This window comes from Citrobacter tructae, assembly GCF_004684345.1.
Lineage (GTDB): Bacteria > Pseudomonadota > Gammaproteobacteria > Enterobacterales > Enterobacteriaceae > Citrobacter > Citrobacter tructae.
Genome location: NZ_CP038469.1, coordinates 3,698,664 through 3,710,528, shown reverse-complemented (window position 1 = coordinate 3,710,528; position 11,865 = coordinate 3,698,664). Strand labels below are relative to the sequence as shown.

General features: G+C 52.8%; 12 protein-coding genes. 1 reads left to right on the top strand and 11 read right to left on the bottom strand.

The window, feature by feature from the left end:
• Position 1: 1 nt before the first annotated feature.
• The 9 genes from ugpE to livK form a co-directional block, all read right to left on the bottom strand.
• The gene (gene ugpE, locus E4Z61_RS18390) at positions 2 to 847 is read right to left on the bottom strand and encodes a sn-glycerol-3-phosphate ABC transporter permease UgpE (RefSeq protein ID WP_135324011.1); all 846 of its coding nucleotides are present in this window, start codon (positions 845 to 847) and stop codon (positions 2 to 4) included.
• Positions 844 to 1,731, bottom strand: coding sequence for a sn-glycerol-3-phosphate ABC transporter permease UgpA (ugpA, locus tag E4Z61_RS18385; protein ID WP_135324010.1), 888 nt, complete (start codon positions 1,729 to 1,731; stop codon positions 844 to 846). The genes ugpE and ugpA overlap by 4 nt, the downstream gene beginning before the upstream one ends.
• A gap of 57 nt (positions 1,732 to 1,788) precedes the next feature.
• Positions 1,789 to 3,105 carry a sn-glycerol-3-phosphate ABC transporter substrate-binding protein UgpB gene (ugpB, locus tag E4Z61_RS18380; RefSeq protein WP_135324009.1) on the bottom strand — a complete coding sequence of 439 codons (1,317 nt, stop codon included), beginning with the start codon at positions 3,103 to 3,105 and terminating at the stop codon, positions 1,789 to 1,791.
• 260 nt (positions 3,106 to 3,365) lie between these two features.
• On the bottom strand, positions 3,366 to 3,647 hold the full coding sequence (locus tag E4Z61_RS18375) for a hypothetical protein (RefSeq protein ID WP_135324008.1): 282 nt from the start codon (positions 3,645 to 3,647) through the stop codon (positions 3,366 to 3,368).
• A 98-nt stretch (positions 3,648 to 3,745) separates the two neighbouring features.
• A complete protein-coding gene (livF, locus tag E4Z61_RS18370; protein WP_135324962.1) occupies positions 3,746 to 4,459 on the bottom strand; it encodes a high-affinity branched-chain amino acid ABC transporter ATP-binding protein LivF in 714 nt (237 codons plus the stop codon).
• Positions 4,460 to 4,476: 17 nt separating this feature from the next.
• Positions 4,477 to 5,244, bottom strand: coding sequence for a high-affinity branched-chain amino acid ABC transporter ATP-binding protein LivG (gene livG, locus E4Z61_RS18365; protein ID WP_135324007.1), 768 nt, complete (start codon positions 5,242 to 5,244; stop codon positions 4,477 to 4,479).
• Positions 5,241 to 6,518 carry a branched chain amino acid ABC transporter permease LivM gene (gene livM / locus E4Z61_RS18360; RefSeq protein WP_135324006.1) on the bottom strand — a complete coding sequence of 426 codons (1,278 nt, stop codon included), beginning with the start codon at positions 6,516 to 6,518 and terminating at the stop codon, positions 5,241 to 5,243. The genes livG and livM overlap by 4 nt, the downstream gene beginning before the upstream one ends.
• Positions 6,515 to 7,441 (bottom strand): high-affinity branched-chain amino acid ABC transporter permease LivH, encoded by a 927-nt coding sequence (gene livH / locus E4Z61_RS18355; RefSeq protein ID WP_135324005.1) that lies wholly within the window; start codon positions 7,439 to 7,441, stop codon positions 6,515 to 6,517. The genes livM and livH overlap by 4 nt, the downstream gene beginning before the upstream one ends.
• 47 nt (positions 7,442 to 7,488) lie before the next feature.
• Positions 7,489 to 8,598 carry a high-affinity branched-chain amino acid ABC transporter substrate-binding protein LivK gene (gene livK, locus E4Z61_RS18350; protein ID WP_135324004.1) on the bottom strand — a complete coding sequence of 370 codons (1,110 nt, stop codon included), beginning with the start codon at positions 8,596 to 8,598 and terminating at the stop codon, positions 7,489 to 7,491.
• Between the two features lie 423 nt (positions 8,599 to 9,021).
• Between livK and panM the strand changes: the two genes are divergently transcribed.
• Positions 9,022 to 9,405 (top strand): aspartate 1-decarboxylase autocleavage activator PanM, encoded by a 384-nt coding sequence (panM, locus tag E4Z61_RS18345; protein ID WP_135324003.1) that lies wholly within the window; start codon positions 9,022 to 9,024, stop codon positions 9,403 to 9,405.
• 109 nt (positions 9,406 to 9,514) lie between these two features.
• On the opposite strand, the gene E4Z61_RS18340 is transcribed toward panM, so the two are convergent.
• The gene (locus E4Z61_RS18340; RefSeq protein WP_167817564.1) at positions 9,515 to 10,618 is read right to left on the bottom strand and encodes a branched-chain amino acid ABC transporter substrate-binding protein; all 1,104 of its coding nucleotides are present in this window, start codon (positions 10,616 to 10,618) and stop codon (positions 9,515 to 9,517) included.
• 280 nt (positions 10,619 to 10,898) lie between these two features.
• The gene (rpoH, locus tag E4Z61_RS18335; protein ID WP_135324001.1) at positions 10,899 to 11,753 is read right to left on the bottom strand and encodes an RNA polymerase sigma factor RpoH; all 855 of its coding nucleotides are present in this window, start codon (positions 11,751 to 11,753) and stop codon (positions 10,899 to 10,901) included.
• Positions 11,754 to 11,865 lie beyond the last annotated feature (112 nt).

Genomic DNA, 11,865 nt, shown 5'->3' with positions numbered 1-11,865 from the left:
TTTATTTCTCACTATCGACCAGGCCGCGTACAAAGGCACGCTGCATGGCTAAAACGATGATTACCGGAGGGATAAGCGTCAGCAGCATGGCTGCCATTACGTGGTTCCACTGCGTCGTACCTTCACCGGTGGCGATCATGCCTTTGATACCCGCCACCGCAGTGCCCAGGTTAACGTCGGTAATAATCAACAACGGCCATAAATACTGATTCCAGCCGTAAATAAAGGTGATGACAAACAGCGCAGCCAGATTGGTTTTCGACAGCGGCAGCACGATGTCGCGGAAAAAACGCATCGGTGATGCGCCGTCAATACGCGCCGCTTCCACCAGTTCATCCGGCAGAGTCATAAAGAATTGGCGAAAAAGGAAGGTTGCGGTGGCAGAAGCCATCAGCGGCAGCGTCAGGCCCGCGTAGCTATCGAGCATCTTCAGGTTGGCAATCACCTCCACCGTCGGGAAGATACGCACCTCCACCGGCAGCATTAGCGTAATAAAGATCATCCAGAAGAACAGGTTACGCAGCGGAAAGCGAAACCAAACAATGGCGAATGCGGAGAGCATCGACACCGTGATTTTCCCCACCGTAATGCTAAACGCCATGATGAAACTGTTGAGCATCATCAGCCAGAACGGCGCACTATTAACGCCCACACCGTTGACCCAGATGGTGTGCATGTTGTCCAGCAGATGGGTACCGGGGATCAGCGTCATCGGCGCGTCATACACCGCCTGGTTATCCAGCGTCGCCGCCACAAACGCAACGTACAGCGGGAACAGGATCACCATGATCCCCAGAATCAACATGGTATGGCTGAATATTGTCAGCCCGCGACGATTCTCAATCATTGGTAACGCACCTTACTTTCCACATAGCGGAACTGCACCACCGTCAAAATAATAACGAAGAACATCAGCACCACCGATTGTGCGGCGGAGGAAGCCAAATCCAGCCCGACAAATCCTTCACGGTAGATCTTATAAATCAGCGTCGTCGTCGCCTGTACCGGCCCACCCGCAGTGGCGGCATCAATCACCGGGAAGGTGTCAAAGAAGGCATACACCAGATTCACCACCAGTAAGAAAAAGCTCACCGGGGCAATCAGCGGTAGCGCCAGCTTAAAGAAACGACGGATCGGCCCCGCGCCGTCAATCGCGGCGGCTTCTATCAGTGAGCGAGGAATAGATTGAAGTGCCGCAAAGAAGAACAGGAAGTTGTAACTAATCTGCTTCCAGACCGAGGCGAACACCACGAGGAACATTGCCTGACCACTGTTTTGCGCATGGTTCCAGTCATAGCCAAACTCACCGAGAAAATGCGTAATCAGTCCGCGCCCAGGATTAAACAAGAAGATCCACAGCACCGCAGCAACGGCAGGGGCCACCGCGTAAGGCAACAACATCAGCGTCTGGTAAAAACGGCTGCCGCGAACCACGTAATTCACCAGTGCGGCAAAAAATAACGACACCAGCAGGCCGCTCACCGTGACTAGCGTACTGAATTTCATCGTCGTCCAGAAAGAGTCCAGATAATAGACGTCCTGAAACAGCGTGACGAAGTTCTCCAGACCCACGAACTGGCTGGAAAGGCCAAACGGATCGACGCTTTGTAGCGAATACCACAACGCTTCACCCGCAGGCCAGATAAAGAAAATAACGGTGATAACCAACTGCGGGGCCACCAGCAAATAGGGAAGCCAGCACGAGCGGAACACCGGACGGGATGAGGACATGAAGGTTTTTTCCTGAAAGGTGCCGGATGGCGCTGCACTTATCCGGCACTTATACACTTAAGACTTAGTCGACTGCTCGAAGCGGCGCAGTAACTGGTTGCCGCGCTCAACGGCAGAATCCAACGCCTGCTGCGGGGTTTTCTTGCCGGTCCAGACGCTTTCCAGTTCCTCATCCACGATAGTGCGGATCTGCGGCATATTGCCCAGACGCAGCCCTTTGGTGAACGGCAACGGTGGCTTGTTCAGCATCTGACGCGTGGCAGTATCCGCCCCTGGGTTCTTGTCATAGAAGCCTTGCTCGCGGGTCAGATCGTAAGCGGCGGTGGTGATCGGCAGATAACCTGTTTTCTGGTGCCATTCTGCAGCAATTTCTGGCTTCGCCAGGAAGTTGAGGAACTGCGCCACGCCTTCATAGGTTGCTTTATCTTTACCCTGCATTACCCACAGGCTGGCACCGCCGATGATGGCGTTTTGCGGCGCGCCCTTCACATCGGCATCGTACGGCATCATGCCCACGCCATAGTTGAATTTGGCATATTGACGAATATTAGCAAGAGAGCCGGAAGAAGCCGTCGTAATGGCACAATCCCCGTTGTAGAACTTCTCGGTGGATTCATCTTTACGCCCCACGTAGCTAAAATCGCCCTTCTTGTTCATCTCCTGCAGCAGGGCAATATGTTTCACCTGCTCCGGTTTATTGAATTCCAGCACCGCATCCGTGCCGTCAAAACCATTGTTTTTGGTCGCAAATGGCAAGCCATTCCAGGCACTGAAGTTTTCCAGTTGGATCCAACCCTGCCAGCCGCTGGCGTAACCGCACTTCATGCCTGCCGCTTTCAGCTTCGCAGTGTATTCCGCCAGATCCTGCCAGGTTTTCGGCGGCTGCTCGGGGTCTAAACCGGCTTTTTTGAAGGCATCTTTGTTGTAGTACAGCACAGGGGTGGAGCTGTTAAACGGTTGGGAGAGCAGGTGTCCGCTTTTAGAATCGGTGTAATAACCGGAAACCGTAGGCACAAATTGAGACTCATCGAAGTTAATACCAGCCTCTTTAAACACCTCATAGACCGGCTTAATCGCCTTTGAGGCCATCATCGTTGCCGTGCCCACTTCATAAACCTGCAGCAGCGCAGGCGCGTTTCCGGTACGGAAGGCGGCAATACCCGCGCTCAGGCTCTGCTCGTAGTTGCCTTTGTACTGCGGAACAATTTTGTAATCGGGATTAGCTGCATTAAAACGTTGCGCCAGCGAATCGACTTCTTTTCCCAGTTCACCTTCCATTGAATGCCAGAACGGAATGGTGGTGACTGCCAGCGCCTGTCCTGCAAATGCCAGACTGAGTGCCAGTCCTAAAGCGGTATGTCGTAACGATATCATCGGTTATCTCTCTTGTTGTGCCGGATGCGCGATATCACGCGTTTTATGCTCGCGGGGGTAACATGACATGCTCGAATGACAGAAAAATAACTTTTTTATTACAAAAAAAAGATAGTAAGGCGACAGAGAGATGGCAAGGCAGTGAAGGTTATGAGAAAGGAAAGTGGGAGCTGAGACACGTATGGCAGCACAATGGGGGGTTGTGCCGGATGGTGGCATAACGTCTTATCCAGTCAGGGGAGGAGATCGCCCCGGTAACGTTAATCTCTACGCCAACGTCGTTCGTACTCATTCTGTAAACGCTGCTGTTCCCGTCGCTCACGCTCACGCTGGAGATCCGATTTCTCATCCTCCCAACTCGGGCACACTGAACTGGTGAACACTTCACAGGGTGAGTTGGACTGCGTTAATGGGTTGGCCGGTTTTTCCTCCCAGATAGAGGGATCTCGCGGATCGAACGTTTGTGGTTCTAATGCCTGAACGTTAAATGAGAGCGCCAAAAACAGACTTCCAATAATCCTGCTGATGCCTGAACGAATCATCCTTTCTCCGCGTTTACTTTATTATTGATAACGATTCTCAATATTGACATGTTGGCATAAAAAGGAGCCATTTCGGCTCCTTTTCTGAAGAAGGGAATTTAGCCGCCCAGATAGGCGCTGCGCACCGCTTCGTTGGCCAGTAATGCTTCTCCTGTGTCTTCCAGCACCACATGGCCGTTTTCCAGTACATAGCCCCGGTCCGCGAGTTTCAGTGCCTGGTTGGCGTTCTGCTCAACGAGGAAAATGGTCATCCCCTGCTCGCGCAGTTGTTCAATGGTGTTAAAGATCTGCTGGATGATGATCGGTGCCAGACCCAGTGACGGCTCATCAAGCAGCAGCAGGCGTGGCTGGCTCATCAGCGCACGGCCTATCGCCAGCATTTGCTGCTCACCACCAGACATGGTACCCGCTCGCTGGATACGGCGCTCGTGCAGGCGTGGGAACAGCTCATACACCCACTTAATGCGCTCCTGAAACTGATCCTTCTCGGCAAAAAAACCGCCCATCGCCAGATTCTCTTCTACCGTCATGCGCGAAAATACGCGACGCCCTTCCGGGACAATCGCCACCGCTTCACGCATGATTTTCGCCGTCTGCCAGTCGGTAATGTCTTTACCATCAAAAACAATGCGGCCACTGGTGGCACGCGGATCGCCACACAGTGTACCGAGCAGCGTGGTTTTACCCGCACCGTTGGCACCGATAAGCGTCACGATCTCACCCTGATTGATATACAGACTGACGTCGTGCAGCGCCTGGATCTTGCCGTAGTGGGCATTAACTTTGTCAAAGGACAACATGACTTTTTCCATCTTATGGTTCGCCCCCATTATGCTTCACCTAAATAGGCGCGGATCACGTCCGGGTTATTACGGATTTGTTCCGGTGTCCCGTTCGCCAGCGGCGTGCCCTGGTTCACCACATAAATACGATCTGAAATCCCCATCACCAGCTTCATGTCGTGTTCAATCAGCAAAATAGTGGTGTTGTGATGATTACGCAGTTCAGCAATCAGCTCGTCCAGCTCTTTGGTCTCTTTCGGGTTGAGACCTGCGGCGGGTTCGTCGAGCATCAGGATCTCCGGCTGAGTCACCATGCAACGGGCAATCTCCAGGCGACGCTGGTCTCCGTAGGCCAGGTTACTGGCCTGACGGTTAGCGTGCTCCAGCAGGCCGATACGCTCCAGCCAGGTGGCGGCGCGGTCTAACGCTTCGCTCTGCGCGCGCTTGAACGACGGGGTTTTCAGTAAGCCTGAGAAGACGCCGGTTTTCAGTTGCTGATGTTGTGCCACCAGCAAGTTTTCAATCACCGTCATCTCACGAAACAGACGCACGTGCTGGAAGGTACGCACCACGCCCATACGAGCGATTTGCTGGCCCGGCAGCCCTTCCAGATGCTGGTCGCGCAGCTTAATCGTCCCACCGGTCGGCTTATAAAAACCGGTCAGGCAGTTGAAGACCGTGGTTTTTCCCGCACCGTTCGGTCCGATTAACGAGACAATTTCCTGCGGTCTCAGTTCCAGTTCAACGTTGTTTACCGCCAGCAGACCGCCGAAGCGCATCATCAGGCCGTTAACGGATAATAATGGCTGACTCATGCCTGCTCTCCTTTCGCTTCCCCGTTTTTCAGTTTCAACTGTGGACGGGTCATCGGCAACAAGCCTTGCGGACGCCAGATCATCATCAGCACCATCAAACCACCCAGCATTAACATGCTGTATTCATTGAAGTCACGCATCAGTTCGCGCGACACCACCAGCAGGATGGCCGCCAGGATCACCGCAAACTGCGAACCCATGCCACCGAGTACCACAATCGCCAGCACAAAGGCCGATTCGGCAAAAGTGAAGGACTCCGGGCTAACGAAGCCCTGACGCGCGGCGAACAGCGTTCCGGCAAAACCGGCAAACGCGGCACTGATGGTAAAAGCAGTCAGCTTAATACGCGTTGGGTTTAAGCCCAGCGAACGGCAGGCGATTTCATCTTCACGCAAGGCTTCCCACGCGCGCCCCAGCGGCATACGCAGCAGGCGGTTAATGACGAACAGCGAGAAGACTACCAGCAGCAGCGCCACCAGATAGAGGAAAATCACGCGGTCGGACGGGTCATACTTCACGCCGAAGAAGTTGCTGAAGGTATCCCAGCCGCCTTCGCGGGCGCTACGGCTGAACTCGAGGCCGAAGAAGGTCGGTTTTGGGATCTGGCTGATGCCGTTCGGGCCACCGGTCACTTCGGTATTGTTCAGCAGCAGAATACGAACGATCTCGCCAAAACCTAACGTCACAATCGCCAGATAGTCGCCACGCAGGCGCAGTACCGGGAAACCGAGCAGGAAACCTGCAGCTGCAGAGACCAACCCCGCCAGCGGCAGACAGGTCCAGAAACCGAGACCGTAATAGTGGTTCAGCAGCGCGAAGGTGTAAGCACCGATGGCATAAAAACCACCGTAGCCCAGCACCAACAACCCGGAAAGCCCCACCACCACGTTTAAGCCCAGACCCAGGATGATATAAATCATCGTCAGAGTGGCGATATCTACCGTCCCGCGTGAGACCATAAACGGCCACGCCACAGCAATCACCAGCAGCGCCACCAGGAACAGCTTTTGTTTGACGGTAGAGCCGTCAATCGCTGGCAGAATAAACTTCGGGCCGGAAACCCGCTTCAGGCTGTGTTGAAAAGCCGGGCGCAGCAGTTGGAACAGAAAAACGACCCCAGTGCCGATAAACACCCACTGCCAGCGAATATCACTGGCGACATCAACGACCAACTTAGTGCCATCCAGCTCCAGTTGGACGCCCATAAATACGCCCGCCAGGATGAAAAACATGACGGCAGAGAGCAACGCCATCGCAAAGTGCATTGGTTTCATACTTTCTCTACCTCCGGGCGACCCAGAATACCGGTCGGCATCACCAGCAGCACGATTATCAGCAGTGCGAACGACACCACATCTTTGTATTCCGTACTCAGATAAGCAGAGGAAAGCGCTTCCGCCACGCCAAGAATCAGGCCGCCGATCATCGCCCCAGGGATGCTGCCGATGCCGCCAAGCACCGCTGCGGTAAAGGCTTTCATTCCGGCCATAAAGCCGATATACGGGTTGATAACCCCGTAGAACTGACCGAGCAGCACGCCCGCCACCGCCGCCATTGCTGCGCCGATCACAAAGGTCAGGGCAATCACGCGGTCAGTATTTATGCCGAGCAAACTCGCCATTTTCAGATCTTCTGCGCAGGCGCGACAGGCGCGACCCATACGCGAGTATCGGATGAAAATCGTCAGTGCCAGCATCGCCAGGAAGGTCACAATCCAGATAACCGCCTGCATGGTGGTGATGGACGCAGAGAAGTTTTCGCTACTGCCGATAGTCCACTGGCCGTTAAACAAGCTGGGCAGCGCCACATCACGCGAGCCTTCGGTCAGGCTGACATAGTTTTGCAGGAAGATAGACATCCCAATGGCGGAAATTAAGGCGATCAAGCGCTTGGAACTGCGCACAGGCCGGTACGCCACGCGCTCAATACTCCAGCCGTAGGCGCTGGCAATCACGATAGCACCGACGAATCCGGCCGCCACCAGCAGCCAGCTGGTATCAATGCCCATCATCATTAGCGCGGCGATGATCATAAACGAGACATAGCTGCCGATCATATACACCTCGCCGTGGGCGAAGTTGATCATGCCGATAATGCCGTACACCATCGTGTAACCGATGGCGATCAGCGCATAGGTGCTTCCCAGCGTGACGCCGTTAAACATCTGCTGCAAGAAATAGAGGAACTGCTCGGACATAAGGAAACCTTTTCATACCCGCCCGGCATCACCGGGCGGTGGGATAATTATTTGGCTACCGAGGACGACCCGTCGGCGTGCCACTGGAAGACACCAAATTCAAATCCCTTTAGATCGCCTTTTTCATCCCAATTCAGCGGCCCAATCACGGTATCAGCCCCGTGTGCTTTTAAATCTTTCACCAACTCCAGCGGATCTTTGCTGCCGCTGCGGTCCATGGCGGTTGCCAGCGACTGCACGGCGGCGTAGGTGATCCACACGTATGGTCCGGTCGGATCTTTCTTGTCCGCTTTGAGCGCATCGACAATAGCTTTATTCGTCGGATCCTGGTCATAGCGTTTTGGCATGGTCACCAGCATGCCTTCAGCGGCATCACCGGCAATGTTGGACAGCGACGCATTACCCACGCCCTCGGGTCCCATAAACTGCGTTTTCAGCCCCACAGAACGTGCCTGGCGCAGCATTTGTCCCATCTCTGGGTAGTAGCCACCGTAGTAGACGAAGTCGATTTTTTCTTTATTCAGGCGGGCAATCAGCGCAGAAAAATCTTTTTCACCAGCCGAGATCCCATCAAAGAAGACGATATTGGCTTTGCCCGCTTTCAGGCTGTCCTGCACCGAACGCGCCAGACCTTCACCGTATTGCTGTTTATCATGGATGATGGCGATACGCTGTGGCTTCACAGTCTCAAGAATATATTTCGCAGCGGTTGGCCCCTGAGAGGAGTCCAGGCCGGCCGTACGCATGATGTGCGCGTAGCCGCGCTGCGTCAGCTCCGGGTTAGTGGCTCCCGGGGAAATCATCAGGATGCCTTCGTCTTCGTAGATATCGGATGCTGGCTGAGTCGACGATGAGCACAAGTGACCAATCACATACTGAATGCCGTCATTAACGATTTTGTTCGCTACCGCAACGGCCTGTTTCGGATCGCAGGCGTCGTCATATTCCACGGCCACCAGCTTGTCGCCTTTGATCCCGCCTTTAGCATTGATATCTTTAATCGCCTGCCGTGCGCCATTAAATTCCATATCGCCCCACTGCGCGACCGGACCTGACATCGCTCCGACCACAGCGACCTTGATATCCTCCGCCATGGCAGCGTGTGACATGACCAGTGCTATCGCCCCTGCGATGATTGTTTTCGCATTCCGTTTCATTAACTGAATCCCCATTCGTGACGTTATTAATATTTTGTATTTATGTGGTTAAAAAGCAGACTGTGCTTTTTTTGAACTGTACTATTTTTACCAGTCTCATTAATGGTTTAGCGCAGTTTTTTAAGCAAATTCAGGCTAAAATCTCTATTTTTCAGTCGATTAAGAAAAGATAATATTCTGCTTTTCACTATAGATAAACAAAAAAAAGCGCACTTGTCAGCATAAAATAACGGTACAAAGAGCGGAATAAAATGCTGCATCCCAGGGTATTATCCTGCCTATTTTTCAATCTCTAATGTTTCAAACTGTCATTGTCGTTGTTACAAAACTATTAACCTGGTTATTCACATAAAAAAGAGAAAGCATCCGGGTGAATTATTTCGGTACACTGATTTCATCTTTTGTGATTTGGACATGCTGTCAATGAAGCTGACCATCATTCGTTTAGAAAACTTTAGTGCTCAGGACAAGATTGATCTGGGCAAAATCTGGCCGGAGTATTCCGCCTCATCGTTAAGCGTAGATGAAACGCACCGGATCTACGCCGCGCGGTTTAATGAACGTCTTCTGGGCGCGGTACGCGTGACCTTGAGCGGTACGCAAGGCGCGCTGGATTCATTGCGTGTACGTGAAATCACCCGTCGTCGCGGTGTCGGGCAGTATTTGATCGAAGAAGTGATCCGGGAAAATCCCGGCGTGGGCTCATGGTGGATGGCCGATGTCGGCGTTGAGGACCGCGGCGTGATGGCCGGGTTTATGCAGACGTTAGGTTTTACGCCGCAGAATAACGGCTGGGAGAAACGGTAATAAAAAAGCCGGATGGCGCTGACGCTTATCCGGCCTACAACTTATACCCATTTTCCAGGAAGTTCGCGCTGTAGATAACGCACCTGCAGCGCGAAAGACACCGGGAAAATCACTTGGCGTCGGTCGCCGTACCATTAGCATGCCAGTCAAACACACCGAATTCGAAACCTTTCAGGTCCCCCTTCGCATCCCAGGACAGCGGTCCCATAACAGTTTCAACGGTGTTTGCTTTCAGGTATTTGGCAATTTCAGCCGGATCGTCTGACTGGTTCAGACCAGCCTGCAACGACTGCAGCGCGGCGTAGGTGGTCCACACAAACGCGCCGCTTGGGTCCTGTTTCTTAGCCTTGATCGCATCTACGATTGGTTTGTTCGCAGGAACCTGGTCGTAGTTCTTCGGCTTGGTGACCAACAACCCTTCAGCAGATTCACCGGCGATGTTAGACAGCGATACGTTCGCAACCCCTTCTGGTCCCATAAACTGGGTTTTCAGACCAGCGGCACGTGCCTGGCGCAGGATCTGCCCCATTTCCGGGTGATAACCACCGTAGTAAACAAAGTCGATATTCTCTTTCTTCAGACGCGCAACCAAGGTGGAGAAATCTTTCTCACCGGCGGTGATACCGTCAAAGAACACGACGTCAGCATTCGCTTTCTTGAGGTTGTCTTGCACAGAGCGAGCCAGGCCTTCACCGTATTGCTGCTTGTCGTGAACGATAGCAATGCGTTTCGGTTTCACTTTTTCGACGATATATTTGGCGGCCGTTGGGCCCTGGTCAGAGTCCAGACCGGTGGTACGCATTACCAGGTTATAACCGCGTGCGGTCAGTTCCGGTGCGGTTGCCGCTGGGGTGATCATCAGGATGCCTTCGTCTTCATAGATATCAGACGCTGGCTGAGTGGAAGATGAACACAGGTGGCCGATAACGTATTTAATCCCGTCGTTGACCACTTTGTTAGCGACCGCTACCGCCTGTTTCGGGTCACAGGCATCGTCGTATTTCACCACGACCAGTTTGTCACCCTTAACGCCACCTTTGGCGTTAATGTCTGCAATCGCCTGTTCTGCACCGGTAAATTCCTGGTCGCCATACTGCGCCACCGGACCGGACATCGCGCCGACGACGGCAACTTTAATATCCTTAGCAAAGGCCATATTGCTCAAAGACAGGGCGATACATCCTGCCAATAACGCTTTACCCTTCATATTCATCCTGACAATCCCCATTATTGTGGTTATTACGTGTATTGTGATGTTGTTGTTCAGCACTTTATTTCGATTATTGGATAGCCACCCGTGCTTTAGCAGCATACTCTGCTAAAACATACCCGATTTTTATTATTTTGGAATAGCTAATTTGACATCCGAATAACAAGTTTATGACAAAAAGAGGAAAACACAGGGCGTGATGCCAGAATGGAGGGGAGAGATAAAAACAAAAAACCCCGGATTTGCATCCAGGGTTTTTCACGTGTCCAGATTGACTGGAAGATTACGCTTCGATTGCCGCGCGCAGCTTTTTCATGGCGTTCTTTTCAAGCTGACGTACACGTTCAGCTGAAACACCGTAGCGATCGGCCAGTTCCTGCAATGTCGACTTGTTGTCTTCATCCAGCCAACGGGCGCGGATGATGTCCTGGCTACGTTCGTCCAGACCTTCCATCGCGTGAGTCAATTTGTTCGCCGCCTGCTCTTCCCAGTTATCATCTTCAATGCCGTCAGCAAAGTTAGACGATTTATCCTGCAGATAAAGCACCGGTGCCATCGGCTGGCTGTCGGACTCGTCGTCCGAAGACATGTCGAACGTCATGTCCTGCGCCGCCATGCGGGATTCCATTTCTCGCACGTCTTTGCTGGAAACTCCCAACTCGCGAGCGACCATTTCAACTTCATCCTGGTTGAACCAGCCCAGACGCTGCTTGGTTTTACGCAGGTTAAAGAACAGCTTACGCTGTGCTTTGGTGGTCGCGACTTTGACGATACGCCAGTTACGCAGAACGTATTCGTGGATCTCAGCTTTGATCCAGTGCACGGCGAAAGAAACCAGGCGCACACCCACTTCCGGGTTGAAACGGCGCACGGCTTTCATCAGGCCGATATTACCTTCCTGAATCAGATCCGCCTGCGGCAGGCCATAGCCCGCGTAGTTACGAGCAACATGAACAACAAAGCGCAGGTGAGACAGGATCAGCGTTTTAGCTGCTTCCAGATCGCCCTGGTAATGCAGCTTTTCAGCAAGTGCCCGCTCCTCGTCAGCCGACAACATCGGCCACGCGTTCGCAGCCCGGATGTAAGACTCCAGGTTACCAACAGGGGCTAAAGCTAAAGTTTGCATTTCTTTGGTCATTCAAATCCTCTCAATCTTATCATCTGGCGCGTTGGCAAAAACCAATAGCAACAACCATGCCAGAGCTTATGAGCAACGAGAATATCATTCAATCTTTTATCAGACAGTGATT